Origin of the sequence: Winogradskyella vincentii, from assembly GCF_020166345.1 — a bacterium.
GTDB lineage: Bacteria > Bacteroidota > Bacteroidia > Flavobacteriales > Flavobacteriaceae > Winogradskyella > Winogradskyella vincentii.
Map to the genome: position 1 here is coordinate 26,339 of NZ_JAIUJS010000006.1, position 25,580 is coordinate 51,918.

26 protein-coding genes and 1 other RNA gene are annotated in these 25,580 nt (G+C 33.4%); 10 read left to right on the forward strand and 17 right to left on the reverse strand.

Going from position 1 to position 25,580, the window contains the following annotated elements; translation table 11 throughout:
- From LBV24_RS11450 to glgA, 4 genes are all read right to left on the reverse strand, one after another.
- On the reverse strand, nt 1–1,632 hold the full coding sequence (locus LBV24_RS11450; RefSeq protein WP_224478796.1) for a trehalose synthase: 1,632 nt from the start codon (nt 1,630–1,632) through the stop codon (nt 1–3).
- A 2-nt stretch (nt 1,633–1,634) separates the two neighbouring features.
- Complete coding sequence (locus LBV24_RS11455) at nt 1,635–3,572, reverse strand: alpha-1,4-glucan--maltose-1-phosphate maltosyltransferase (RefSeq protein ID WP_224478797.1); 1,938 nt, start codon at nt 3,570–3,572, stop codon at nt 1,635–1,637.
- 127 nt (nt 3,573–3,699) lie between these two features.
- Nucleotides 3,700–4,968 (reverse strand): glucose-1-phosphate adenylyltransferase, encoded by a 1,269-nt coding sequence (locus LBV24_RS11460; RefSeq protein ID WP_224478799.1) that lies wholly within the window; start codon nt 4,966–4,968, stop codon nt 3,700–3,702.
- Entirely contained in the window at nt 4,965–6,176 is a 1,212-nt protein-coding gene (glgA, locus tag LBV24_RS11465) for a glycogen synthase (protein ID WP_224478801.1), read from the reverse strand. Before glgA ends, LBV24_RS11460 begins: the two co-directional genes overlap by 4 nt.
- A 166-nt stretch (nt 6,177–6,342) precedes the next feature.
- On the opposite strand from glgA, the gene msrB reads away from it, so the two are divergent.
- The 3 genes from msrB to lpdA are packed head-to-tail and all read left to right on the forward strand — an operon-like array spanning nt 6,343 to nt 8,814.
- Nucleotides 6,343–6,837, forward strand: coding sequence for a peptide-methionine (R)-S-oxide reductase MsrB (gene msrB, locus LBV24_RS11470; protein ID WP_224478802.1), 495 nt, complete (start codon nt 6,343–6,345; stop codon nt 6,835–6,837).
- A complete protein-coding gene (locus tag LBV24_RS11475) occupies nt 6,830–7,381 on the forward strand; it encodes a DUF1572 family protein (protein WP_224478804.1) in 552 nt (183 codons plus the stop codon). The genes msrB and LBV24_RS11475 overlap by 8 nt, the downstream gene beginning before the upstream one ends.
- 56 nt (nt 7,382–7,437) lie before the next feature.
- Nucleotides 7,438–8,814, forward strand: coding sequence for a dihydrolipoyl dehydrogenase (gene lpdA / locus LBV24_RS11480; protein ID WP_224478805.1), 1,377 nt, complete (start codon nt 7,438–7,440; stop codon nt 8,812–8,814).
- A gap of 46 nt (nt 8,815–8,860) precedes the next feature.
- Here lpdA and LBV24_RS11485 read toward each other — a convergent pair whose 3' ends face one another.
- The 5 genes from LBV24_RS11485 to LBV24_RS11505 form a co-directional block, all read right to left on the reverse strand.
- Complete coding sequence (locus LBV24_RS11485; RefSeq protein WP_224478806.1) at nt 8,861–9,337, reverse strand: PorT family protein; 477 nt, start codon at nt 9,335–9,337, stop codon at nt 8,861–8,863.
- 6 nt (nt 9,338–9,343) lie between these two features.
- Nucleotides 9,344–9,760: a type II 3-dehydroquinate dehydratase gene (gene aroQ / locus LBV24_RS11490; protein ID WP_224478807.1), complete on the reverse strand. Its 417-nt coding sequence runs from the start codon at nt 9,758–9,760 to the stop codon at nt 9,344–9,346.
- 79 nt (nt 9,761–9,839) lie between these two features.
- On the reverse strand, nt 9,840–10,445 hold the full coding sequence (locus tag LBV24_RS11495; RefSeq protein ID WP_224478808.1) for a porin family protein: 606 nt from the start codon (nt 10,443–10,445) through the stop codon (nt 9,840–9,842).
- Nucleotides 10,446–10,573: 128 nt separating this feature from the next.
- Nucleotides 10,574–11,155 (reverse strand): porin family protein, encoded by a 582-nt coding sequence (locus tag LBV24_RS11500; protein WP_224478809.1) that lies wholly within the window; start codon nt 11,153–11,155, stop codon nt 10,574–10,576.
- A gap of 216 nt (nt 11,156–11,371) precedes the next feature.
- Nucleotides 11,372–12,241: a hypothetical protein gene (locus tag LBV24_RS11505; protein ID WP_224478810.1), complete on the reverse strand. Its 870-nt coding sequence runs from the start codon at nt 12,239–12,241 to the stop codon at nt 11,372–11,374.
- 130 nt (nt 12,242–12,371) lie between these two features.
- On the opposite strand from LBV24_RS11505, the gene LBV24_RS11510 reads away from it, so the two are divergent.
- Together LBV24_RS11510 and xerD are read left to right on the forward strand one after the other, a co-directional pair.
- Nucleotides 12,372–12,746: a TM2 domain-containing protein gene (locus LBV24_RS11510; protein ID WP_224478811.1), complete on the forward strand. Its 375-nt coding sequence runs from the start codon at nt 12,372–12,374 to the stop codon at nt 12,744–12,746.
- A 70-nt stretch (nt 12,747–12,816) separates the two neighbouring features.
- Entirely contained in the window at nt 12,817–13,725 is a 909-nt protein-coding gene (gene xerD, locus LBV24_RS11515) for a site-specific tyrosine recombinase XerD (RefSeq protein WP_224478812.1), read from the forward strand.
- 49 nt (nt 13,726–13,774) lie between these two features.
- Here the strand turns inward: xerD and rny are convergent, their stop codons facing one another.
- The 4 genes from rny to LBV24_RS11535 all read right to left on the reverse strand — a co-directional run bounded on the left by rny (nt 13,775) and on the right by LBV24_RS11535 (nt 16,194).
- Entirely contained in the window at nt 13,775–15,352 is a 1,578-nt protein-coding gene (rny, locus tag LBV24_RS11520; RefSeq protein WP_224478813.1) for a ribonuclease Y, read from the reverse strand.
- A 57-nt stretch (nt 15,353–15,409) separates the two neighbouring features.
- Nucleotides 15,410–15,538, reverse strand: a non-coding RNA gene (gene ssrS / locus LBV24_RS11525) — 6S RNA.
- Between the two features lie 59 nt (nt 15,539–15,597).
- Nucleotides 15,598–15,885 carry a cell division protein ZapA gene (locus tag LBV24_RS11530; protein ID WP_224478814.1) on the reverse strand — a complete coding sequence of 96 codons (288 nt, stop codon included), beginning with the start codon at nt 15,883–15,885 and terminating at the stop codon, nt 15,598–15,600.
- 18 nt (nt 15,886–15,903) lie between these two features.
- Entirely contained in the window at nt 15,904–16,194 is a 291-nt protein-coding gene (locus tag LBV24_RS11535; RefSeq protein ID WP_224478816.1) for a hypothetical protein, read from the reverse strand.
- 179 nt (nt 16,195–16,373) lie between these two features.
- On the opposite strand from LBV24_RS11535, the gene LBV24_RS11540 reads away from it, so the two are divergent.
- Both LBV24_RS11540 and LBV24_RS11545 read left to right on the forward strand, forming a co-directional pair.
- Nucleotides 16,374–18,062 carry a M23 family metallopeptidase gene (locus LBV24_RS11540; RefSeq protein WP_224478817.1) on the forward strand — a complete coding sequence of 563 codons (1,689 nt, stop codon included), beginning with the start codon at nt 16,374–16,376 and terminating at the stop codon, nt 18,060–18,062.
- Between the two features lie 10 nt (nt 18,063–18,072).
- Nucleotides 18,073–20,538: a TonB-dependent receptor gene (locus LBV24_RS11545; RefSeq protein WP_224478818.1), complete on the forward strand. Its 2,466-nt coding sequence runs from the start codon at nt 18,073–18,075 to the stop codon at nt 20,536–20,538.
- Here LBV24_RS11545 and LBV24_RS11550 read toward each other — a convergent pair.
- Entirely contained in the window at nt 20,535–21,680 is a 1,146-nt protein-coding gene (locus tag LBV24_RS11550) for a cysteine desulfurase family protein (RefSeq protein ID WP_224478819.1), read from the reverse strand. The genes LBV24_RS11545 and LBV24_RS11550 overlap by 4 nt on opposite strands.
- An 86-nt stretch (nt 21,681–21,766) precedes the next feature.
- On the opposite strand from LBV24_RS11550, the gene LBV24_RS11555 reads away from it, so the two are divergent.
- Complete coding sequence (locus tag LBV24_RS11555; RefSeq protein WP_224478820.1) at nt 21,767–22,690, forward strand: hypothetical protein; 924 nt, start codon at nt 21,767–21,769, stop codon at nt 22,688–22,690.
- Here the strand turns inward: LBV24_RS11555 and LBV24_RS11560 are convergent, their stop codons facing one another.
- Both LBV24_RS11560 and LBV24_RS11565 read right to left on the reverse strand, forming a co-directional pair.
- Complete coding sequence (locus LBV24_RS11560) at nt 22,691–23,248, reverse strand: Smr/MutS family protein (RefSeq protein WP_224478821.1); 558 nt, start codon at nt 23,246–23,248, stop codon at nt 22,691–22,693.
- Entirely contained in the window at nt 23,238–23,450 is a 213-nt protein-coding gene (locus LBV24_RS11565) for a hypothetical protein (protein WP_224478822.1), read from the reverse strand. Before LBV24_RS11565 ends, LBV24_RS11560 begins: the two co-directional genes overlap by 11 nt.
- Before the next feature lie 92 nt (nt 23,451–23,542).
- Here LBV24_RS11565 and LBV24_RS11570 point away from each other — a divergent pair, with 92 nt between their 5' ends.
- Nucleotides 23,543–23,836 carry a DUF2752 domain-containing protein gene (locus LBV24_RS11570; RefSeq protein WP_224478823.1) on the forward strand — a complete coding sequence of 98 codons (294 nt, stop codon included), beginning with the start codon at nt 23,543–23,545 and terminating at the stop codon, nt 23,834–23,836.
- A 21-nt stretch (nt 23,837–23,857) separates the two neighbouring features.
- Nucleotides 23,858–24,190, forward strand: coding sequence for a CCC motif membrane protein (locus LBV24_RS11575; RefSeq protein ID WP_224478824.1), 333 nt, complete (start codon nt 23,858–23,860; stop codon nt 24,188–24,190).
- Between the two features lie 67 nt (nt 24,191–24,257).
- Here the strand turns inward: LBV24_RS11575 and rocD are convergent, their stop codons facing one another.
- Nucleotides 24,258–25,535 (reverse strand): ornithine--oxo-acid transaminase, encoded by a 1,278-nt coding sequence (gene rocD / locus LBV24_RS11580; protein ID WP_224478825.1) that lies wholly within the window; start codon nt 25,533–25,535, stop codon nt 24,258–24,260.
- Nucleotides 25,536–25,580 lie beyond the last annotated feature (45 nt).

Sequence of the window (25,580 nt, forward strand, 5' to 3'; positions counted from 1 at the left end):
TTAGTGGTTGATGATATTTGAAATTCCTTTAAGTGGAATCACTGCCCATCTTGGGCGTGAATTAAGTTCGTAACCCAATTCATAAACTGCTTTTTCAAGCAATGAGTATTTGAGTAAAAAGATGCGTTCTTGTTGGTAGCCTATATTGATATTTGCATCTTGTATTTCTTGTACATAAGTACCTAAAAACAATCCAATAAAATATTGATATAATATTTCCCCAGCTTCAAAGAGTGCTTCTTGACTTTGTTTGTAATTATCTATATTGTTGAATATTGTCGCATATATTGCATAATGAAACGATCTAAATAAGCCTGCAACATCTTTTAATGGTGGCTGTTTTACTTTACGATCTCTAATGGTACTCTCTGGTTCTCCTTCAAAATCTAAAATGTAGAAATCGTCATCCTTTATCAAGATCTGTCCTAAATGATAATCGCCGTGAACCCTTAAACGTTCACCTTTTAACTTAGTCCAATCAAACTTTACAAAGCGTTTTCTAATTTCATTTTTCTTTTCAAGAAACTCATTAGCTAATTCAAGCGCCAATCCTTCTAACTTATGAAGGTTGTTCTCTACAGCATTTAATCGATTCTGAAATTGATATAACAACCTGTTTTTTAACCAAACCGTATAATCACCATTAAAACGTGTTGGTGTGAATGAGGTATCTTCAAATTCAGAACCCAATGCTATATGCATTTCTGCCGTACGCTTAGCCAATGTCTGAATCTTTGTGAACACATTAAGTCCAGCCCAATCGATAATTTGCGGTGGAATATCTCTTATGTCCAATCGCTCAAACATTTCAGTATGTGGTAAGCGATCTATCTTTATATTCTTGTATTCTAAATTTAAAAAGACCTTATGTAGTTCCTTAAGCATATATTCCCAAGCATCACCCTCATTAGGTACCATTTCATTCATTAATGCAATAGTAATATTGGTGTTTTCAAGATCTTTTATTTGCACACAACCTAAATAGGCCGGTGTATTTTTAAAATCTTTCTTTTCAGAAAGAAAACGACTCATTTCATAATCTGGATTACGGTCTGCGTAAATTCTTCTAAAGAACTTTAAAACATACTTTTCATTATAAATTATAGATGTATTGCTCTGTTCCATTCCCATGAATCGAGATGATTCATATTCGCAATCCTTAAATATTGAGCTCTTTTTATACTGAACACGCGTTCTATCTTTTGGTACTGCAGTTAAGATACGCTCAAAAACAACCTTTCTGAAGGCTTCTAGATTAACCGCATCAATAATAAATCCTTCTTGATTTTGGATACTAATAGGAAGTATGCGATCGTCCTTTGCAAAACTTTCGTCTGAAACAAAGGCAATTGGTAAAAAATAATGCTGAAAAAATGCCTCATAAAAATTTACCTCTAGTATTAAACCATAATATACTTCTTCATTTTGCTGGATACGAAAATACTCAGCAAGCTCAATATATTTTAACTTACTAGATTTACCACCATACCATCTTTGCTTTACTATATAATTTTCAAGTACGTCAGAGAGAAATATTTTGATGAAACCCTCATTCTCCATTATTTGCTCCCACTGTACATTAAAATTGTACGGTGTCTTAAGATTAACGGTTGTGGATTTCTTTTTAGACATTACTACTTATTTATCTTAAATATATGAAATGGCAATGTTGGATGCAACTCTATAAAATTCCATTCACTATACCAATTATAACTACTTCCTGTTACCAAATCACTTACAGTAATTTGATGTCCTGAATGAACGCCAAGTTCATGCAATGGTAGTTGCACTGTACCTTGTTGTGCGTAGTATTGATCTAGACTTATAATAATAAGAAGTTCATCTGTTTTTGAATCGTTCCATTTATAGAAACCCAAAAGATTATCATTCTCTATATGGCAAAATTTAATATTATTTGTCTGCTGCAGTGCCTCATGCTCATGACGAATAGCATTTACCTTAGAAATAATGGATGTAAGTTTGTTTTGAACATTCCAATCATAATGCTTTACTTCAAATTTTTCAGACATATAATATTCTTCCTTACCTGGTATAGCCTCATCCAACTGTTGTTCAAATACAGGTCCATAAATCCCAATATTAGAACTTAAAGTCGCTGCAAGCACATAGCGCTGGATGTATTTTGATTCATTAGCTCCTTGCAAATGATATGGGTTGATATCAGGTGTATTTGGCCAAAAATTAGGTCGCATATATTCACGTTGATCCGTCTGAGTCAATTCTGTCATATACTCAATTAACTCATGCTTATTGTTCCTCCACGTAAAATATGTATATGATTGTGTATAGCCTTGTTTAGCTAATTGTTGCATTACCTTTGGTTTTGTAAAAGCCTCCGCTAAGAAAATAACGTCTGGGTGCTTCTTTTTCACCTCTGATATTGCCCAATTCCAAAAATAATAAGGTTTTGTATGTGGGTTATCAACCCTAAAGATATTAATACCACAATCAATCCAATATAGAAGAATATCCAAACACTCATTCCAGAGCGATTTATACTCTTTACCTTCCCAAAAAATAGGTAATATGTCTTGGTATTTTTTAGGTGGATTCTCAGCATATTGAACGGTACCATCAGGTCGCCATTTAAACCAATCTGGATTAGACTTTACCCAAGGATGATCTGGAGCAGCCTGCAATGCATAGTCCATAGCTATTTCAATATTGAGCTCCTTAGCCTTTTTGATTAATCTTTTAAAATCGCTAAGTTTTCCTAACTGCGGATGCAAATCTTTATGGCCACCATGTTTTGATCCTATTCCCCAAGCAGATCCTGCATCATCATCATTAGCTTCAGTTGTGTTATTTCGGCCTTTACGATTTACCTCACCTATAGGATGAACTGGTGGGAAATACAACGTATCAAAGCCCATCTCTGCAACTCTTGGCAACAGTCTTTCACAATCTTTAAATGTACCATGCTGACCAACTACTTCAGAAGATGATCTTGGAAAGAATTCATACCATGTACTAAACAATGCTTTTTTCCTATCTACATAAACCTTAAGTTCATCTGACTCATTTGCGTGAAACTTATCTGGATATTTAACAAAAATGCCATGAAGTTTATTCGATATTGCTTCCTTTATAGCATCGTCGTAATGAGCATCATTGTTAAAACAATCAATACAATATTTGAGGTATTCTTGATCTTCTTTAGAAACCTTTTTTAATAATGGCTTTAAATATGTAACCCCTTCTAATAATTCAGATTTAACATGCTGGTTGTCATCAATTTTCCTTTCAATTCCATGTTGCCAGTTTAATGGATGATCCACCCATCCCTGAACTTTATAAGAATAGAAACCTTGTTTCTCAACTTGAAAAGATGCTTTCCACTCGTCATTCTCAACATGGTGCATTCTTGCCTCTCTCCATCTGCGCTCATTCTCGTGTTTATAAAGAACAGATGACGCAATGACATCGTGTCCGTCAACTAATACATGAGCACCTACATTAACAATTTCATTTATAATACGTTTTATAAAAAATTCCCCACAATTTAATTGTGGTGAAACTGCGTCTATGACAACACGTTTTTGATTTTGCATAATGCTGGTTGATTGTTATTTATATAACGAAAGTACTATACATTATCGACAAATAAAAAGATAAAATATAGCATATTAAACTATAACGTTTGAATTGTATAACTATTTATAATTCAAGGTGTAATTACTATTGAATAATGGTACCAGAAGGAATAATTGCATCCTTTTTTACCACTACAATACCATCTTTAATAAGGTAATTTTTAGTTTCTTTATCCTTGAGTTTCGGACCTCCATTAATTCTAACATCATCACCAATTCTGCAATTTTTGTCTAGGATTACATTTTTAATAAAGCAACGTTCTCCTATACCCATAAGAGTTTTAATCTTATTTGTCTCAACTTCTTCGAGCGTTTCATAATAATCATTACCCATCATGTAACAATTATTTACTGTAGACTCCGCTCCTATTCTTGAACGGATTCCGATTACGGAACGTTCTATTTTAGCGGCATGTATTATACACCCATCTGCAATTACTGTTTTATCACAGAGCGTTCCTGATATTTTTGAAGTAGGTAAAACTCTAGCATGCGTATATATTCTTTGATTATTATCAAATAAATTAAACTCTGGAATTTCATCCGTTAATCCTAAATTAGCTTCAAAAAATGAATCGATATTTCCTATATCGGTCCAATAACCTTCATATTGATAACTTAAGGTTTTATGATTTGCTATTGCACCTGGAATGATTTCTTTTCCAAAATCTACTTTGTTTGGTTCATTCATTAGTTCTACTAGAAGGTTTTTATTAAAAATATAAATACCCATAGACGCTAAATAATGACGGCCTTCGTCTTGCATTTGCTTACTTACCTGTGACGTCCAATCTGGTAATAAATCTGACTTAGGTTTTTCAATAAAAGACTTGATAATACTATCTTCATCAGTCTTTAATATACCAAAAGACGTTGCATCTTTTGCATTAACAGGATATGTTGCAATAGAAATCTCTGCGCCACTTTTTTCATGTGCTTCAATCATTTCATTAAAATCCATTTGATACAATTGATCACCAGATAATATTAAAGCATACTCAAAATCATGAGCTAAAAAATGATGCATGCTTTGGCGCACCGCATCTGCAGTGCCTTGAAACCATTTATCACTATGTATAGTTTGCTCTGCCGCCAATACATCGACAAATGCAGAACTAAAAAAGCTAAAATGGTAAGTGTTTTTTATATGCTTATTTAAGGACGCAGAATTAAACTGAGTTAAAACATACATCCGTTTTATACTGGAATTGATACAGTTTGAAATAGGAATATCCACCAAACGGTATTTTCCTGCAATTGGCACCGCAGGTTTTGACCTATTCTCCGTTAAAGGGTATAGTCTAGACCCTTGTCCTCCTCCCAAAATTATGCTTAAGACTTTGTCATTTATCATTTGTCTTGTATTATAGATTTATATATTGATTTAGTTTGTTTTGCAATGGCTTTCCAGTCAAAAAAGTCTTCTACTCTTTTTCTTCCCTTCATGGCCATTTTATCTCTCAGATCTTTATCATTAATTAATTTGTTAACTCCATCAGCTAAATCTCTTGAGAATTTATCCGGGTTAACAGGTTCAAAAGGTGCAACTTTTTGTTGTTCTAAATTTACTAATAAACCTGTTTCGCCTTCTACTACCACTTCTTTTATTCCACCCACTGCACTTGCTACAACTGCCGTTTCACAAGCCATAGCCTCAATATTTATTATCCCAAATGGTTCATAAATAGAAGGACAACAAAATACAGAAGCATGAGAATATAACTGTATCACATCTTTCTTATCCAACATTTTATCAATCCAAAAGATATTACTTCTAGATTTTGATGCCTCCGCAACAGCACCCTCCATTTCCTTCGCAATTTCTTCGGTATCTGGAGCACCTGCACATAATACTATTTGAGTATCTGGATCTATATATTTTATGGCATTTACCAAATGAATAATTCCTTTTTGTCTAGTGATCCTACCTACAAACAACACATAAGGCTTGGATTGATCTATACCATATGATTCTAAAACATTAGTTTCTTTAACAACAACATATTCCTTTAAGTCAATACCATTATAAACTACTTCAATTTTATTTTCATCTACATCAAAGTGCTTAATAACATCTTCTTTTGTTTCTTCAGACACGGCAATTAAACAATCAGCCATCTCAATAGCGGTTTTTTCAATCCATGACGAAGCGTCGTAACCTCTCCCCAACTGCTCTCTCTTCCATGGTCTAAGTGGTTCTAAAGAATGTGTTGTTACAACTAGTGGTGTACCATAACATAATTTTGCCATAATTCCAGCAAAGTGAGAGTACCAAGTATGACAATGCACTACATCCGCATCAATCATATCCGCATTCATGTGTAAACCTGTGCTTAACGTTTTAAAAATAGATTTTAACTTGGCATCACTATCTGCAAACAGTCCGTCTTCAAATGGATAACCTTTTACATTAAGGTTTGAGTTGCCGATTTTTTGGTCTCCAAATGCCCTAACATCAACTTGCATTAATTGAGCTAATTCCTTAGCCAAATATTCAACATGTACTCCGGCACCTCCATAAACATAAGGTGGAAATTCTCGAGTTAAAAACAATACTTTCATTAAAAAATCTATTGAATGATTAAATTGAACTACAAAAGAACAAAAGAGTTAATTAAGATAATCAAAAAAAATGTAATTCTTAACAATAAAATAACCGAAAACGGTTTAGTAAGCTTTTAACTTTAATTGCGACCATTTTAACTAGCTTATTTTATATTTTTATAGCATGAAAAAGATATTGATTTTAACCTTAGCCGCAATTTTTTATAGTTGTGATGGTTCCGCTCAAAAAAAAGAAACAAAACAAAAAGAAACTTATCCTGTTGCCAAGACCGATGCCGAATGGAAAAAACAGCTGACGGATAAGCAATATTACGTTTTAAGGAAAGCTGGCACAGAACGGGCATTTTCAAGTCCATTGAACAAGAATTATGAAGATGGTATTTATCATTGTGCGGCATGCGATACTCCATTGTTTAAAAGTGAACATAAATTTGATTCTGGGTCTGGTTGGCCAAGTTTTGATAGAGAAATAAAAGGGAATGTTGCTTTTTCAACAGATTACAACATTGGTTATGCACGTACAGAAGAACATTGTGCTACGTGTGGTGGGCATTTGGGTCATGTTTTTAATGACGGTCCTCGAAATACAACTGGTCAAAGACATTGCATTAATGGTGCTGCCTTAAATTTTGTTCCTTCAGAAAAAAAAGATGATTAGTTATTTAGATAGCGTAAGTAAACAATTTGAGTATTATAAAAGCCTAGGAGATAAAACTTTTGAGCAACTGTCATTTGAAGAACTAAAAATTGAGTTCGCTCATGATTCAAATTCAATATCAATTATTGTGAAACATCTTGTTGGCAATATGCTAAGTCGTTGGACAAACTTTTTAACAGAAGACGGAGAAAAAGAATGGCGTCAACGTGATAAGGAATTCATTGACACCTATTCAAACAAGGAAGATCTGTTTAATTCATGGAACAAAGGCTGGAGCTGTCTTTTTAACGCACTCGATTCAATTAATAATAATGACTTAAATCATATTGTTTATATTAGAAATCAAGGTCATACAGTCACCGAAGCCTTAAACCGTCAAATGATGCACTATGCTTATCATATAGGTCAGATTGTATATATAGGTAAACTTGTTAAAAGTAAAGATTGGAAATCGTTGTCTATACCTAAAGGGGAATCTAAAACATATAACCAAGAAAAATTTGCAAAAGATAAAGGTCAAAGACATTTTACTGAAGACCTTTAATATTACATTTTCGTTTCGTAAATTCGTACCCTTAAATTTCAACTAAAAAATTACTCATGAGTAAATACGACGTAATAGTACTAGGAAGTGGTCCAGGTGGTTATGTGACAGCGATAAGAGCATCTCAATTAGGCTTCAAAACTGCTGTAGTAGAAAAAGAAAGTTTAGGAGGTGTTTGTTTAAATTGGGGATGTATCCCTACAAAGGCTCTTCTAAAATCTGCGCAGGTATTTGAATATCTTAAACATGCTGAAGATTATGGTTTAAACGTAAAAGATGCAAAACATGATTTTGATGCTGTTGTAAAGCGTAGTCGTGGTGTTGCTGATGGTATGAGTAATGGTGTGAAATTCTTAATGAAAAAGAATAAGATTGACGTCATTGAAGGATTTGGAAAATTAAAGCCAGGTAAAAAAATTGACGTTGACGAAACGGAATATTCAGCTGACCACATTATAATTGCAACTGGAGCACGTTCTCGCGAATTGCCAAGTTTACCGCAAGACGGAAAAAAAGTAATTGGTTACAGACAAGCAATGACCTTAGACAAACAGCCTAAGAAAATGATAGTTGTTGGTTCTGGTGCTATTGGTGTTGAGTTTGCATATTTCTATAATTCAATGGGTACAGAGGTAACCATTGTAGAATATTTGCCAAAAATTGTTCCTGTTGAGGATGATGAAGTATCTAAACAGTTAGAACGTAGCTTTAAAAAATCTGGAATTAAAATTATGACTTCCGCCGAAGTTACTTCTGTTGATACATCTGGCAAAGGCGTAAAGGCAACGGTTAAGACTAAAAAAGGCGAAGAAGTATTAGAAGCTGACATCGTATTATCTGCTGTAGGGATAAAATCTAATATCGAAAATATAGGACTCGAAGATGTAGGTATAGCTGTAGATAGAGACAAAATACTGGTTAATGATTATTATCAAACCAATATACCTGGTTACTATGCCATTGGTGATGTAACACCAGGACAAGCTTTGGCTCACGTAGCTTCAGCAGAAGGCATTCTTTGTGTTGAGAAAATTGCGGGACATCATGTTGAAGCCTTAGACTACGGAAATGTTCCAGGTTGCACCTATTGTTCTCCAGAAATCGCAAGTGTAGGATTAACCGAAGCACAAGCAAAAGAGCACGGTTATGATATCAAAGTTGGTAAATTTCCTTTTTCTGCATCTGGAAAAGCAAGTGCTGGCGGAAACAAAGAAGGATTTGTTAAAGTGATTTTTGATGCCAAATATGGTGAATGGCTCGGATGTCATATGATTGGAGCTGGTGTTACAGATATGATTGCTGAAGCTGTATTAGGAAGAAAATTAGAAACTACAGGTCATGAAGTTCTAAAAGCGGTTCATCCTCACCCAACAATGAGTGAAGCTGTTATGGAAGCTGTTGCGGATGCTTACGATGAAGTGATACACTTGTAATTATCTATATAAAACAATTAAAAGCGGTTCTAATGAATCGCTTTTTTTATAACCTATAACCAACACCTAGAAACAAAACATTTGGTGAAAGTTCTTCAAAGCCTAAAGTATATTTCATATGCAAATCGAGGTTTGAAGATAAATCATAAGCCAAACTTAAGTCTGCACGTACCTTAAATTTATTCGAAAAGAAATCAAAAAAGTAATTTAAACTAGGTCCAATCAGTACGTGAAAATCGTTGTTGACATCATACTTTAAATAAACTGGAGCATTTAAGAATTGAAAGTCACTTATGCCTATATACAATAATTCGGGCTGAACATGTAGGTTAGCATCAATTTCAAAATCAGCAAAAAAACCACCGTAGAATCCTATTTCTGTATCAGGATATTCACCAAAGTTGATTTCATCTACCTTAAAGAAGGTAATATTTACACCACCCTTAACTCCAAACTCTGTCTGTGCTTGACCAGAATTTAAACAGAATATCAAAAAGAATATGGAAAGAATAAACTTATTCATGTACAACTAATTAAAACTTTCAATTGCTAGATCGTAACTTTTTAAGCCAAAACCCAATATTACACCTTTGGCATTTGGAGAAATATAAGACTGGTGCCTAAACTCTTCACGAGAAAAAGTATTGGATATATGTACTTCCACTACTGGGGTTTCAATACCTTTTATTGCATCGCCAATTCCAACGGAAGTATGTGTATAGGCTGCCGCATTTAAAATAATTCCGTCATAGCTAAAACCAACCTCCTGTAATTTATCTATTAGCTCACCTTCAATATTAGACTGATAATACTCTAAACTAATATCGTTATACTTAGATTCTAAATTTTCAAAATAGTCCTCAAATGTTTGAGAGCCATATATTTCTGGCTCACGTTTGCCAAGCAAGTTTAAATTTGGCCCATTTATTATTATCAGTTTCTTCATGAAGTAAAGATATTAAAATAAGGGTATAAAAAAACCAAAGCAGATCAGCTTTGGTTTAGTTAAAGTTTTAATTGAGGTGTTATAACATAAATACACCACCAACATTAAAAGAACTTCTTGAGTTACGAATATCAAATGGAAGATTACCCAATTCATCAAGGTTGGTAAAACCACCGAATCCTTGATAATCAATGAATAATTGAAAATTTTCAGAAATTTGAAATTTATACCCAATACCGGCAATAAACCCAAAATCCGTGCCTGGTACAGCGTCTTTCAGATCAATAGTAGATCCATCTGATAAATCACCCTCAGCACTTAATAATAGAGAAACTGCCGGACCAAAGTTTAAATACCACTTTCTTGTAGAGCCAAAATGCCAATTAGCATTTAATGGAATGGTCAAATAATTTAATTTGTCAATGTTACCACCACCATCTTTGACACCCATTGGATCAAACTGAATTCCAGATCTAAAACTCCATCTGTCATTTATATAATATTCACCAACTACACCTACAGCTAAAGACGTTCTCGAATCGTAAGTCACATCTGAAGAACCGGCATAATAAGTTGCAAAGTTTACACCTAATTGAGGTGCTAATGTAAAATCACCTTTTTCATTTTGAGCATCCAAAAAACATATTGTAAAAAGTAAAATAAACAGCGTAGAAAAAGTTTTCATAAATAAGATTTGTTTGAAATTATTAATTTGTCAAATGTAATCCTTTTCTTAAAAAAACTTAACATAAAATATGTTATAAAAAAGCCGGGATTAATAATCCCGGCTTGTTCAATTACCACTTTATTTCACTAGAAAAAATAACCAATTGAAAATTGGAACACGCCATTTTTAAAAGCCTCTTCTGACTCAAAGAACTCTGGATCATCATTACCATCTGAGAGACCAAGATTATATCTTGCTCCAAAATTTAATCCACTATCTAATTTGTACCCAAGACCAAAATTAACACCAAAATCAAAACTATTAACCTGATCTTTAATATCAATTGATACGTCTCCTCCTTCTATTTCAGCATCTATCAAAAAACCTAATTGTGGTCCTGCTTCCAAACTAAGACCTTCTGCTACAAAATATTTTGCCATTATAGGTACATTAATATAATTAACCTTAAAGTCTAAATCCATTCCATCCTCACTCGTTGTAGCTCCTTGAGCAGAATATAACAATTCCGGTTGCACTGAAAATTTCTCAGAAACAGGGATTTCAACCATTGCACCAATATGAAAAGATGTTATTCCGTCAAGATCATCCGTGTCTTCCCCAGTGATAGATGCAAAATTAACACCTGCCTTTGCCCCAAATTTTACTTGAGCTTGCAAGATGGCCGTTCCGAAAAACGCCATTACCATAAATAAAAATAGCTTTCTCATAATTATTTGATTTTATGATTACAATTGCAAAACTATAATCAGTAAAAATCAGATGAAATGATATTGGTCAGTATTAGAAACTTTAATGCTTTACTAACAAGCCAATTAGGTGTTTTAAAGTTGTGAAATGATAAAAAAGGTGTTCATTCAGCCTATGTTAATAATAGAATTTATTAATTGTTAGGAATATTAAAAGTCTAATCAAAAAAAGACAATTTACTTTTTGATTAAATCTATGCGAGTTATTTCTCCCATTTTGAGGTTTGTCATTGTTTTAATGGTATTAATACCATCCACAAATTCAACAATTGCAGTGTTGGAGCCAATCGATCCTTCTGAGTCAGAGTGAATTGTCAACTGTACTTTTTGGGCATCCATATTTACTTCTATAATTTTTCTTTCACTCGTAATACGATATTTAGACAATATCGTTTTCCCATTTTTTTTAATAGTGATTATATCATCATCAATCTGGCCTCCATCATAAACCGCTACTCTTAAGGTTTTTGCCCTTGTTATTATGGAAGTAGTTTCATTTTTCTTTAAAACATTCAGATTAATCGTATCGAGTAATTTTGTGTTTTTCAACTTAAGTTTTAAACTATCAGGTACACGATTAGATTTTTCAATTTGTTTTGTGAATTTTGATACTCTCTTGTCTATCCGTTCAACAGAATTCATCGCTATCTCTCCACTAATACATTCAGTCCCATCATTAAATAAACCTTTAAATGAACCCATTAGTTTGTTACTGCCAATCTTAAATTTTATCGGCTCTAAATGTATGTTGCAGAAATCTTCCTCTGAAAATGTTGACTTTGTATAAATAAGTTCCACCTCCTTAAAAGACAATAAGTTTCTTACGTTATCATATTTTCCCTCAATTCTAGACTTTGTCTCATGCTCACCACCAAAATCAGTTAAGCTATAACCAGAAATTATACCATTTGACTCTTCAAAATCCACTTTATAAGTGATAATCAGCGTATCTTGAATTTTTATGACACCCATAAACTTATTACTGTTTTGACCAGAAACTTGGTAAAAAAACATTATCGTTAAAAAAGAAAATAGGTAGTATTTCATGAATAAATTTTTAATAGATAAATCAGTGTTAACAGCATAATCCTATAAACATAATTTCTCTATGAATATAAAAACCAATTTTATTTGTGAGAATTTTTTTATAGCTTTAAACAAACTTAAACCAATTTTTATGAAAATTAAATTATTCTTATCAGCATTAGTTTTAATGCTAACAATTAGTTCTGCTTACGCCTCCTTTCCGGTAAAACGTGCAAAAGCACCAGTAACAAGTGAGCAATCTGCAGCAGATACTGAAATTACAGATTCTGTTGAAATGACTACTCCATTAGCTAGAGCTTCGCAACAAAGTAAGGGTATTGCTATTATTTTGTGGTTCTTCTTAGGTGGATTAGCCGCACACAGATGGTACCTAAAAAGCCCTATTGGCTGGAATATTTTATTCATCTTAACACTTGGTGGATTAGGTGTATGGTGGGTAATTGATCTCATAGATATTTTCACAGAGAATTATCCTAATGCAAATTTTAAGAATGATTTCTTTTAGAATAAAATTCTTTTAATAAATTAAAAAACACTTTGCGTTATTGGTAAAGTGTTTTTTTTATTTTTAAATAATGAAATGGCAAAATGCACTAATTGATTACCAACACTATCTCAAAATTGAACGAGGGTTATCTCAAAACTCAATAGAGAATTATAGTTATGATATAAAAAAGTTGACAAACTATCTTAATGATAATTCAATATCCAAAAACCCAATAACGATAGATAATGACACAATAAAAGAGTTTATTTATTTCATATCAAAATCTATTAATCCTAGATCACAAGCGAGACTTATCTCGGGACTACGTAATTTCTTTGACTATCTAATCTTTGAAAATTATAGAACAACAAATCCACTTGACTTAATAGAATCACCAAAAATTGGCAGAAAACTACCAGATACGCTTTCAGTTGAGGATATTGATTTGTTGATTAATACTATTGACTTAAGCTACCAATATCAGGGCATTAATCTTGGCGAACGTAACAGAGCTATAATTGAAACGCTATACAGTTGTGGACTTCGAGTAAGTGAATTAATTGAATTGAAAATCTCTGATTTATTTTTTGACGAAGGGTTTATTAAAGTAACTGGCAAGGGAGATAAACAACGCTTCGTTCCAATTGGCGTAAACACACAGAAATTCATAAACATCTGGAGAAACATTAGAAATCAAATACAAGTTCAACCAGATTCTAAAGATGTGTTGTTTTTAAACTACAAGGGGAAGAAACTTACGCGAGCAATGGTCTTTACTATTATCAAAAAATTAGTTGAAAAATCAGGGTTAAAAAAGAATGTTTCTCCTCACACCTTTAGACATTCTTTTGCTACACATCTATTAGAAAATGGAGCAGATTTAAGAGCTATACAAATGATGTTGGGCCATGAGAGTATCACTACAACAGAGATTTACATGCATGTAGATCGATCGCATTTAAGCGATGTCTTAAATAAATTTCATCCCAGAAAATAAAAAAGCGTTCATAAAATTGAACGCTTTTATTTTGTATAAAATCTTATTATTATTTGGCAATATTAACTGCTCTTGTTTCTCTTATTACAGTAACCTTAACTTGCCCAGGATAAGTCATATCGGTTTGGATTTTTTGCGAAATCTCAAATGACAAACTTGCGGCTTTATCGTCTGAAACTTTTTCACTTTCAACAATTACCCTTAGCTCTCTACCAGCTTGAATAGCATAAGCTTTCTTAACACCGGTAAATCCAAATGCGACGTCCTCCAAATCCTTGAGTCTTTGGATATAAGAATCTAATACTTGTCGTCTTGCACCTGGTCTTGCACCAGAAATAGCATCACAGACTTGAATAATTGGCGAAAGTAATGTGGTCATTTCAATTTCATCATGGTGTGCCCCAATTGCATTGCACACATCTGGTTTTTCACCGTATTTCTCAGCCCACTGCATACCTAATATAGCGTGTGGAGTTTCAATATCCGCTTCAGATGAAGGTACTTTGCCAATATCGTGAAGCAATCCTGCACGTTTTGCCAATTTAGGATTCAATCCTAATTCAGCTGCCATGACTCCACAAAGTTTTGCAACCTCACGTGAGTGTTGTAATAAGTTTTGACCATAAGAAGAACGGTATTTCATACGACCGACCATCTTGATTAATTCAGGATGTAAACCATGAATACCCAAATCTATAACCGTTCGTTTACCTACCTCAATGATTTCTTGCTCAATTTGTTTTTGAGTTTTTCTAACCACTTCTTCAATTCGAGCTGGATGAATTCTTCCATCTGTAACTAATTTGTGAAGGGATAGTCTAGCAATTTCTCGCCTAACTGAATCAAAACATGACAATATAATTGCTTCTGGTGTGTCATCAACAATAATTTCTACTCCAGTGGCGGATTCTATTGCTCTAATATTTCTACCCTCTCGACCGATTATCCTACCTTTTACATCATCAGATTCAATATTAAAAACTGATACACAATTATCAATTGCTTCTTCAGTTCCAATTCTCTGTATTGTATTTATTATGATTTTCTTAGCTTCTTGCTGAGCTGTAAGCTTTGCCTCTTCCAGTCTATCTTGTACAAAAGCCATTGCATCAGTTTTAGCTTCTTCTTTCAAGGACTCAACAAGCTGTTCCTTAGCTTCTTCAGCAGATAGTTGAGAAATTACCTCTAATTGCTTTATTTGGCTTTTATGAGCTTTTTCAACTTCAACTTTCTTTTTCTCTAAAAATTCTAGTCTGAAGTCGTAATCCTTTATTTTACTTTCTAATGACTGATTTGATTTTTTGGCCTTAGATAATTCATTTGATATTTGAGATTCTTTATCTCTAATGCGCTTTTCGGCTTCTGCCATTTTTTTGTCTCTCGACAAAATTACCTTCTCATGCTCTGCCTTAAGCTCAATGAATTTCTCTTTTGCCTGTAATATTTTATCCTTCTTCAGTGCTTCGGCATCAGTTTTGGCTTGTTTAAGTATTGATTTAGATTCATTTTCAGCATCCTTGATTAATTTAGACGCTTTTCCTTTACCCATTGATTTGGTAATTATTAAACCTATTATAAATCCTAAAACTACGCCTCCAACAATATATAAAATTGTGTTAGTGTCCATGTTTGTTGTTTAGTATTAGTGTATAAAAAAAGCCTACATCAGTTTTGGATTCTGTATAAACTCCTTAAAAACAAGTTTAGGGCTAACAAGCTGATCAAAAATCTGTCTAAGATACCAAACACGTTTAGCACTAACAGCACGATTTTACAACTTCAACTCACCCTTTTTAAAGAATTAACGTTGAGTTTATCAAAAAATATAACTAATGTAGGCAGTAACCTTTTGTATTTTAAAGAACGTACGAGTTAAATATGCTCGTTTAAAAGTTCATTCAAAGCTTCTAACTTATGCTGAACTTCTTCATTCACATACTCTTTATCTATTGACTTTTGCTCTACTTGAGCTGCAAACTGCAAAGCACACATTGCTAATACATCTTGCTTATCTCTTACAGAGTAATTCTGCTCAAACTGACCAATCATAGCTTCAATTTTCTTCGTAGCTTTTCTCAAACCTTCTTCTTGCTTAGGATTTATAGTTAATGGATAAACCCTATTTGCAATAGACAGCTTAATTTTTAATTGATCTGACATTTAGTCTAATTTACAACTTTATTCTGAGAGTTGACTTATACAATGGTCAATATCTCTAATAAGTGCATTTATTTTGAGCTTTGTATCTCGTTTATTTTCGTCACCACCAAGCATTGAATTTGCTATTTTGAGCGTTTCGTATTTCTCGTTCCAAGAAGCTATTTCCTCCTGTTGTTCTAAGAGTTTTTGTTGATGCTGTTCCAATCTTTCAGTTAGTTTTGCATTGGTTTGCTTTAAAACTTCTTGCTTGTGCAAAACCTTACTGATTTTATTCTCTAAGGCATCAACAATGTCTTCAATTTTACTCATTAAAGTAATTCAATACTATTTAAACAAAGTTAACATACCAAATGTAAAAACACAATTCTTTTACAATTATTTTTGCTTACAATAACAATCAATAAATAAAAACGTTAAGAAAAATATTAGTGTTTTTGAGTTTGCAATTCTTATTCAAATTAATAATTTAGCTACTATTGAAATAATTAATGAAAAAACTTCTGATTCTACTTTTTTTGAGCACTTCCTTGTATTCGCAATCAGAGTACCCTCAAGATTATTTTAACAACCCTCTAGATATTACACTTGTACTTTCAGGCACCTTTGCAGAATTAAGATCTTCACACTTTCATGGTGGTTTAGACATTAAGACACAACGCAAACAGGGTCTAAAAGTATATGCCTCTGCCGAGGGATACGTAAGTCGTATTAAAATATCCCATTTTGGTTACGGAAAAGCACTTTATATAACCCACCCTAACGGATATACTACTGTTTATGGGCATTTGCAAAAGTTTTCAAAGCGATTAGAAGAATACATCAAAATGTGCCAATATCAAAAGGAAAGCTATGAGGTTGAAGTATTTCCCGGACCTGAAGAGTTGCCAGTAGATGCCAATGAGATAATTGCTTATTCAGGCAATACAGGTGGTTCAGGTGGGCCACACCTTCATTTTGAAATTAGAGACAATCAGGAAAGACCAATGAATCCAATGCTTTTTGGTATTGATGTTAAAGATACCAAAGCGCCCTTTGTAATTGGAGTTTATGCTTATCCGAAAAATAAGGATGCTTTGATTAATGGTAAAAATGAGCGCGTACCATTGAGACTAATACCTAAGAAAAATGGTGATTACGAAGTTGAAAAAATTACTGCTCAAGGAGACATTGGTTTTGGAGTTACAACCTATGATAAACAAGATCTGGCTCCGAACAATAACGGCGTTAGCAACATACAAACCTTTTTTAATGGCAACAAAAGCCTTGAGATAGATTTTAAACGCTTCAGCTTTAGTGAAACTAAACACATAAAGCGTTTAATTGATTATGAATATTGGAAAACCAAAAAGTCTAGAATACAAAAACTTTTTATTGAACCAAACAATCCACTTAGCTTGTATAAGGATGCTTATGACAATGGATTTGTAAAAATAGAAGACAGTACATCATCAGTTTATAAAATAAGGATCAGAGATTATAAACAGAATGAAACATGGGTTAATATCCCAATTAATGGTAAACGCATTAAGTCAATAACAAAAACAGGAGAAAATATTAGTGGAAAGTCATTGGTCTTTAGTGATAAAAGTACCGTTTTAAATTCTGGTAATGTTAAGGTGAATTTTTATGAAAACACAGTATATGATGATGTATGGATAGATTTTAGTGTAAATTCAGACACGCTTCAATTGCATGAGGACAAAATTCCGCTTCAAAAGAACTTCTATATCAATTATGATATAAGTAACTATAAAAATCAACATCAGGATAAGTTATTTATTGCCAGATTATATGGGTATTACAAAAAGCCCAGCTACGTTTACACAACGAGAAAAGGGAACACGCTAAGTGCTGGTAGTAAGGTTTTTGGCACCTACACCCTAGCGATGGATACAATAGCACCAACTATTAAACCGGTGAATTTTCAGCACAAAAAATGGTTAAGCAAATACCGTTATCTAAAGGTTAAAATTGATGATAAATTATCTGGTATTAGTAAATACAGAGCAACAGTTAATGGCAAATGGATCCTAATGGAATACGATTACAAAACAAATTCTCTAATACATGATTTTAATGATAATGTAGTAAAGGATACTAAGAATGATTTAAAAATAATTGTTACGGATAATGTTGGAAATAGTTCTACATTTGAGGCAACATTTTTTAGGAAATAAATTAATCTAATTGAAACGCTTACAGTTAATAACATTTTTCACCCTCTTCATAGGTCTTTTGTCCTTCTCACAATCAGCCACTATTAGAGGTGTAATATTAGATGAGAATAATTACCCTATAAGCGAAGTAAATATTAAAGCAAGTACCGGAGAAGGAACTGCTACGAATGTTAACGGATTTTACGAATTAAAGATACCTTCTGGTCAAGAAGTATCGGTAGAATTTACACATATTAGTCACAAACGCGTTCTTCAGGTATTTAATTTAAAAAATGGACAGGAAGTTGAGTTTAATCCTGTTATGAAGCTAGAAGCTGAGCAAATAGCGACTGTTGTATTGACCAGCAGTACAAGGCAAAAAGTAAATGGTGTTACAACAATTGCCCCAAAGGTTATTAGAACTATAAAAGGTGCTCAGCCTGGAGTAGAAAACATACTTAAGACTTTACCAGGTGTAAACATATCAAACGAATTGAGTACTCAGTATTCAGTGAGAGGTGGAAATTTTGATGAAAACTTAGTTTATGTTAATGAAATTGAAGTTTACCGACCATTTTTAATTAGGTCTGGTAACCAAGAAGGTTTAAGTTTTGTTAATACAGATCTAGTGGCAAATGTAGATTTTTCTGCAGGAGGTTTTCAATCAAAGTACGGTGATAAACTCTCTTCAGTTTTAGACATAACGTATCGTAATCCCGTGGATTTTGGAATTAGGGCTGATCTCAGTTTGCTCGGCGGAAGTATAGCTGGCGAGACGGTTTCTAAAGATGGGAAATTTTCTGGAATTGCTGGTGTTAGGTATAGAGACAATAGTTTAATCTTAAACAATCTTGAAACTGAAGGAAATGTTGAACCTGTTTTTGCAGACGCACAAACTTACCTTACATATCGTTTTTCAGATAAGTTTCATCTTAATTTCTTAGGAAATATTTCATTAAACAAGTATAACTTTCAACCAGAAAATAGACAGACCAATTTTGGCACTTTAGAAGAACCTGTAGCCCTTTTGGTGTTTTATGATGGACAGGAAGAGGATGAATACCAGACATATTTTGGAGCATTTAAAGCCAATTATTTTGTAAATGATGATCTCACACTAAAACTTATTGGTTCTGCCTACCATACAGTTGAACAAGAATTCTTCGATATTTTTGCTCAATACAGATTAGGTGAAGTAAATACCAATATTGGAGATGATGATTTAGGTGAAGTTGAATTTAGTGAAGGAATTGGTTCTCAGTTAACACATGCACGGAATGAATTAGATGCTTTTATTGTTAATGTTGAACATCGTGGAGATTACAGCGTTGACGAAGAAAGTACTTTGGAGTGGTCAATTAAGTATACAGATGAAGATATTCGCGATCGACTTGTTGAATATGAGGTGATTGACTCAGCTGGATTCTCCATAAGACCACCTAATTTTAGTCAACCAAACTTACAGCCTTACGAATCATTTTCAGGACCATTAACCGCTTTTGAAAATATTAGAGCGCTCAATAGAGTGAAAATTCAGAGAATTCAAGCCTTTGCTCAATACAGTAAACGCACAACTTGGGGCGAAAATGAAGTTTTCTACAATGCAGGTATAAGAGCACATAATTGGACAGTAAGCGGTGAGGCGATAGAATCAAACACACAAACAGTTTTTAGCCCTCGAGCTCAATTTGCAATTAAACCAAACTGGGATAAAGACATGCTCTTCAGAATAGCAGGAGGACTATACTACCAACCACCATTTTATAGGGAGTTAAGAGATTCATCTGGTGTTGTACAACCCGATGTGAAAGCACAGAAATCATTTCATATTGTTGTTGGTAACGAATATAGTTTTGAGATGTGGGACAGACCTTTCAAGCTAGTTACTGAAGCCTATTATAAAGGGATGACAGATGTAAATCCTTATACCTTGGAGAATGTGAGAATACGTTATAGAGCCAAAAATAATGCAGAGGCCTATGCCTATGGATTAGATATGAGACTAAATGGGGAATTTGTACCTGGTACAGAATCATGGTTTAGTTTTGGTTATTTAAAAACCGAAGAGAATATTGATAATCGAGGTTATATAGCAAGACCAACCGATCAAAGATTAAAATTTGGTGCTTTATTTCAAGATTATGTACCTAACATGCCAGATTTGAAAATGTATTTAAACTTAGTATATAATACAGGCGTTCCAGGTGGATCTCCGAGTTATGCTGATCCTTATGATTTTCAAATTAGACTTAGAGACTACCGTCGTGCTGATTTAGGTATTTCATACGAAATCGTAAATCCTGAAAGAAGGTATAGAAGTAATTGGAAAAAAGCATTTAAGGAATTCTCGATTGGTTTTGAAATTTACAATATGTTCAACAACCAAAATACAATTACCAACACATGGGTGAGAGACGTTTACAGCAAACGTCAGTTTGCAATACCTAATTTCCTAACACCTCGTGTTTTTAACCTAAGGCTTTCAGCTAGATTTTAGGAATTGACAAATTCATTCAATACATCAATTACATAATCTAATTCCTCCTTTGTATTAAAAATGCTAAACGAGAATCTAACGGAAGGTTTCACTAAATCATCTGCATTTAAGATAGCTGTTAAAACATGTGATTGTTGACTACTACCACTTTGGCATGCACTACCCTTAGAACAGGCTATTCCTTTTAAATCTAATTGAAACTGTAACATGGGTGCTTTCTCTGGTGCAATTGGCAAACATATGTTTACAAGTGTATATGTGCTATTTTGTAAATCGTCACATCCTCCATTAAAACCTATACTTGGTATTATGTGCTGAAGTCTTTCTATAAAATATGATTTTAAACCTAGGACATATTTATGTTCCTTTTCTAAGTTTTTGTACGCTTGCCTTAAAGCTTCATCCATGCCAACAATATTATGGATAGACTCTGTACCAGCTCTATAACCTCTCTCCTGCTCTCCACCAAAAATCAATGGTTTTAGGCCAGATTCTTTTCTAATAAAACAGAATCCAACACCTTTTGGGCCATGAAATTTATGTGCGCTTGCAGCAAGAAAACCTACAGGGATTTTATCTAGATCTAATTTAAAATGTCCAATCGATTGAACAGTATCTGAATGAAATAGTGCACCATAGGATTCACATAAATTTGCCACCTTTTCGATATCCAATATATTTCCAATTTCGTTATTAATATGCATAAGACTTACTAATGCCTTCTCACTTCTTTTTAATAACTCCTCTAAATGGACGTAATTGATAAAACCATTAATATCAACTTCAACAAAATAAATACTTACACCATACTCGTTATGAAGCTGTTCTGCAGTATGTAAAACGGCATGATGCTCAATTCTAGAAATGATTATTTCCTTAACACCTAGATCCCTTACTGCACTTCGTAATGCTAAATTATCTGCTTCGGTACCACCAGAGGTAAATACAATTTCACCTGCAGATACATTAAAGTAGCTTGCAATGTTTTTTCTGCACTGCTCCAAAAGGGCTTTAGAAGAACGGCCAAAACTATGTGTAGATGAAGCATTACCGAAGTTTTCTTTTAAAACTTCAGTCATCCTATCAATTACTTGCGGTCGCAGTGCGGTTGTTGCTGCATTATCTAAATATACTGACTTCATGGTGCAAAAATATTGTAAATAAAATTATTTAAATACTTCAGCGTTATAATTTCACAAATCCGTTATTTTTGTTGAAAATTGATTCTATGACACGTCGTTTTTTTGCTTTTATTTTATTAGTCTTCTTATCCTCATGCGATGATGGTGACATTATTAATGTACAATTAGAATTTGACGAGGAATTAGATCGATGTGATAACTTTGAAAATTTTTATTTACTATTCGATACACGTGAAGATCCTAACGAAGCTTTGATATTATCACTGCCAAAACCAGCTTATGATTATTTGTTCACTGATGAGACTCCTGAAAATGAACCTCATACAGTAGAAATAGGTTCTGCTACAGGTATCAGATTTAACTATAGAACATATAGCAATGTAATTGGAGATAATGTTTTATGTGATGAATTGAGTGATCCTAGTTTAGTAGTTATAGATTACTACGAAACAGATGGTGGTAATGTTAATGTAACAGTTACAATTGTAGATGATGATAATGATGGTATACCAACAGAGGATGAAGATTTAGATGGTGATGGCGATCCTACAAATGATGATTTTGATGGTGATGGAATTCCAAATTATTTAGATGAAGATGACGATAATGACAATGTAAAAACCATTAACGAAGACGATAATGATGATGGTGATAATAATCCATTTACAAATCCAAGGAATACAGATGGTGAAGACCAACCAGATTATTTAGATACTGATGATGATAACGACGGTGTTTTAACGCGTCTTGAAGACCCAACTGAAGATCAGAATCCATTAAATGATTTTGTGCCAAACGAAGAAGGCATCAATGTAGTCAGGTTTCGCTATAATCACCCAACAGCTATGGAAGCTTTCCCTGATTCAGGGTTTATCGATAACACATACACCAGAACAACAACAAGCTTTTTTGTTTTGGAAGATATTGGTCTAGACATTATTGATGCTACAATAATTAATCTTGGTAGCTACGTAAGTCCTATTGAAAATATAACTATTGAGAACGATTAATTAAGGATTTATATTCTGAAATATCCTTATCTCAGTTGCACCTAAACCATAGGTTTTATAATCTGCGTCATAAAACTGTACATTATTGTAGCGTCTGAAAAGTGTTTCTAATTCTTGTCGCAATACGCCTTCACCAACGCCATGAATAAAAACCAACTTAGGTATTCTGTTAGTGATTGCATGTTCTAATCGCCTTCTGGCTGTATCAATTTGCAAATTCAGCATATCAAAATTAGTCATGCCCTTTGTAGAGTCCGTTAAATGATGGATATGCAGATCCACAACAATCTTTGGTGCATGTCTTTGTTTTGGTTTTGTCGTAGGCTGATGTCTTCTCTTTATTGATTCTTTCTCTTTTTTGACAGTATCAAAGTCTGTATTTATTACAGCTTGTCTTAACTTTTTATCGGTTGCCGTGACAATTAGTTCATGAGCTTCAAATTGTATTTCAAATCCATCCTCATCTTCAATAGTAACTACTGAACCTGAAACATTAGTCACAACACCTTTTATGTTATCGTCAATAGTTTCAACACTATCACCTATACTAATCTTCATCTTCAGATTTAATAAAAGATTCGTCTTCCTGCTTATCAAATTTACTTGGTATATTTCTTGAAGTTCTATAAATACCAAACATTAATAAAACGATACCTCCAATTAACAAATACGTGTCTTGTTTTTCTTCGGCCTGAGCATAAAGCGCTATGGCTCCACCAATAATTATTGCCAATAAATTAACTATTCTAGAAATGTTCATCTTACTACAGAATTAAGAGCTACAAAAATAAGATAACGTACTTTTTATTAATCAATTACCTAAAAGTATTTTTCAATTCTTAAATTAGCATGATGCTTTTTGTAATAAAAGGAATAGATGAATACATGCTTCCTTGCATGTGGAAAAAAACGTTTAATGTAGACTGTATGGGTTGTGGCATGCAACGGTCAATTGCCCTTATTCTTGAAGGCGAATTTGTTGCTGCACTATACATGTATCCAGCGATTTACACGTTGATTGCCATGTTTACCTTTTTGCTGATCCATTTAAAATTTCATTTTAAGAACGGCCATAAAATATTACTCGGTCTTTTTATTTTAAATATTAGTATTATTGTAATAAGTTTTCTAATCAAAACATTTTAACCTTAAAAAAAATCAACTCTCATGGAAAAACAAATGTTACCTAATGCAACACTAGCCCTTGTTATGGGTATTTTATCAATAGTAGGTTGTTGTTGTTACGGATTACCAGGAATTATTTTTGGAATAGTAGCGATTATAATAGCTGCAAAATCTGAAAAATTGTATAAAGAAAATCCAGAAAATTATCTTGGCTACGGAAACGTTAAAGCTGGAAAAATAATGGGTATTATTGGTGTAGTTCTTGGTGTTTTATTTGCGGCTTACATGTTATGGTTTATCGGTCAAGTTGGTTGGGAAGCCTTACAAGATCCAGAAATGCTAATGGAAAGAATGGAAGAAATGCAAAATCAATAAGAATTTCAAATAAATAAAAAAAGCGACCATTTGGTCGCTTTTTTTTGGTTCATTCTTAAATGAATTCTTATTCAAATTCTTTTAATGATTTTATAATAATCGAAACGCATTCTAACAACTGATCTTCAGTCATTATTAGTGGTGGTGCAAAACGAATCATATTACCATGAGTAGGTTTGGCCAATAGACCATTATCTCTCAACTTTAAGCATATATTCCATGCTGTATCACTATCTTCATCATCATTAATTATAATCGCATTAAGCAATCCTTTACCACGAATTGAACTGACTATATTACTACCTTTAATGTATTTATTCATTTCGGCTCTAAAAAGATTTCCAAGGTAATCTGCATTTTCTGCTAAATTTTCTTCTTTTACAACTTCTAGAGCAGCTATAGCAACTGCAGCAGCAATAGGATTACCACCAAATGTACTGCCATGGTTACCAGGTTGTATAACATTCATAATATCATTATTCGCCATAACAGCAGATACAGGGTATAAACCACCACTAAGTGCTTTTCCTAAAACAAGAATATCTGGTTTAACATCAGGTGTCCCTGAGCAGTCTTTGTTTTTGCAAGTGCAATTTCCACAAGTAGCTAATAATCTACCTGTTCTAGCAATACCAGTTTGTACCTCATCAGCAATGAAGAGGACATTATACTTATCACACAAAGCCTTGGCTTCTTTTAAATAATTATCACTAGGCACATAAACACCAGCTTCACCTTGTATTGGTTCAACTAAAAAACCTGCAACATTTTCATTAGAACTAAGTACTTGCTCTAATTCCTTTAAATTATCATACTCAACTTTAATGAAACCATCTGTATAAGGTCCAAAATGTTGACGTGCTACTGGATCGTTTGAAAATGATATAATAGTTGTAGTTCTGCCATGGAAATTATTTTTGCATACAATAATTTCAGCCTTGTTTAAATCAATACCCTTTACCTCATAAGCCCATTTTCTACAGACCTTTATAGCTGTTTCTACAGCTTCTGCTCCTGAGTTCATTGGTAACATTTTATCAAATTTAAAGTACTCTGTAGCGTACTTTTCATAACGCCCAAGCATATCGTTGTAAAACGCTCTTGAAGTTAATGTAAGGCGTTGCGCCTGTTCTGTCATTGCATTTACAATCTTTGGGTGACAGTGCCCTTGGTTTAATGAAGAATATGCAGATAAAAAGTCGTAATACTTTTTTCCTTCTACATCCCAAACAAAAACACCTTCTCCTTTACTAAGTACTACTGGTAACGGATGATAATTCTGAGCTCCATACTTGTTTTCTAGTGCCATCGCCTCTTGCGATGAAATGTGGTCTAAAACAGCCATTTTAAATCGTTTTTTAAATTAAAAAATAACCATTCCTTATCTACC

Bases quoted from the DNA above. Each gene is read 5' to 3' on its own strand.
- LBV24_RS11510 (WP_224478811.1), top strand. From the start codon at position 12,372: ATGAAAATTAAATTATTCTTATCAGCATTAGTTTTAATGCTAACAATT.
- LBV24_RS11555 (WP_224478820.1), top strand. From the start codon at position 21,767: ATGACACGTCGTTTTTTTGCTTTTATTTTATTAGTCTTCTTATCCTCA.
- rocD (WP_224478825.1), bottom strand. From the start codon at position 25,535: ATGGCTGTTTTAGACCACATTTCATCGCAAGAGGCGATGGCACTAGAA.
- msrB (WP_224478802.1), top strand. From the start codon at position 6,343: ATGAAAAAGATATTGATTTTAACCTTAGCCGCAATTTTTTATAGTTGT.
- LBV24_RS11505 (WP_224478810.1), bottom strand. From the start codon at position 12,241: ATGAAATACTACCTATTTTCTTTTTTAACGATAATGTTTTTTTACCAA.
- LBV24_RS11575 (WP_224478824.1), top strand. From the start codon at position 23,858: ATGGAAAAACAAATGTTACCTAATGCAACACTAGCCCTTGTTATGGGT.
- LBV24_RS11570 (WP_224478823.1), top strand. From the start codon at position 23,543: ATGCTTTTTGTAATAAAAGGAATAGATGAATACATGCTTCCTTGCATG.
- LBV24_RS11535 (WP_224478816.1), bottom strand. From the start codon at position 16,194: ATGAGTAAAATTGAAGACATTGTTGATGCCTTAGAGAATAAAATCAGT.
- LBV24_RS11450 (WP_224478796.1), bottom strand. From the start codon at position 1,632: ATGTCTAAAAAGAAATCCACAACCGTTAATCTTAAGACACCGTACAAT.
- rny (WP_224478813.1), bottom strand. From the start codon at position 15,352: ATGGACACTAACACAATTTTATATATTGTTGGAGGCGTAGTTTTAGGA.
- LBV24_RS11495 (WP_224478808.1), bottom strand. From the start codon at position 10,445: ATGAAAACTTTTTCTACGCTGTTTATTTTACTTTTTACAATATGTTTT.
- LBV24_RS11530 (WP_224478814.1), bottom strand. From the start codon at position 15,885: ATGTCAGATCAATTAAAAATTAAGCTGTCTATTGCAAATAGGGTTTAT.
- LBV24_RS11565 (WP_224478822.1), bottom strand. From the start codon at position 23,450: ATGAACATTTCTAGAATAGTTAATTTATTGGCAATAATTATTGGTGGA.
- glgA (WP_224478801.1), bottom strand. From the start codon at position 6,176: ATGAAAGTATTGTTTTTAACTCGAGAATTTCCACCTTATGTTTATGGA.
- LBV24_RS11460 (WP_224478799.1), bottom strand. From the start codon at position 4,968: ATGATAAATGACAAAGTCTTAAGCATAATTTTGGGAGGAGGACAAGGG.
- LBV24_RS11500 (WP_224478809.1), bottom strand. From the start codon at position 11,155: ATGAGAAAGCTATTTTTATTTATGGTAATGGCGTTTTTCGGAACGGCC.
- LBV24_RS11540 (WP_224478817.1), top strand. From the start codon at position 16,374: ATGAAAAAACTTCTGATTCTACTTTTTTTGAGCACTTCCTTGTATTCG.
- lpdA (WP_224478805.1), top strand. From the start codon at position 7,438: ATGAGTAAATACGACGTAATAGTACTAGGAAGTGGTCCAGGTGGTTAT.
- LBV24_RS11550 (WP_224478819.1), bottom strand. From the start codon at position 21,680: ATGAAGTCAGTATATTTAGATAATGCAGCAACAACCGCACTGCGACCG.
- aroQ (WP_224478807.1), bottom strand. From the start codon at position 9,760: ATGAAGAAACTGATAATAATAAATGGGCCAAATTTAAACTTGCTTGGC.
- LBV24_RS11475 (WP_224478804.1), top strand. From the start codon at position 6,830: ATGATTAGTTATTTAGATAGCGTAAGTAAACAATTTGAGTATTATAAA.
- xerD (WP_224478812.1), top strand. From the start codon at position 12,817: ATGAAATGGCAAAATGCACTAATTGATTACCAACACTATCTCAAAATT.
- LBV24_RS11485 (WP_224478806.1), bottom strand. From the start codon at position 9,337: ATGAATAAGTTTATTCTTTCCATATTCTTTTTGATATTCTGTTTAAAT.
- LBV24_RS11560 (WP_224478821.1), bottom strand. From the start codon at position 23,248: ATGAAGATTAGTATAGGTGATAGTGTTGAAACTATTGACGATAACATA.
- LBV24_RS11455 (WP_224478797.1), bottom strand. From the start codon at position 3,572: ATGCAAAATCAAAAACGTGTTGTCATAGACGCAGTTTCACCACAATTA.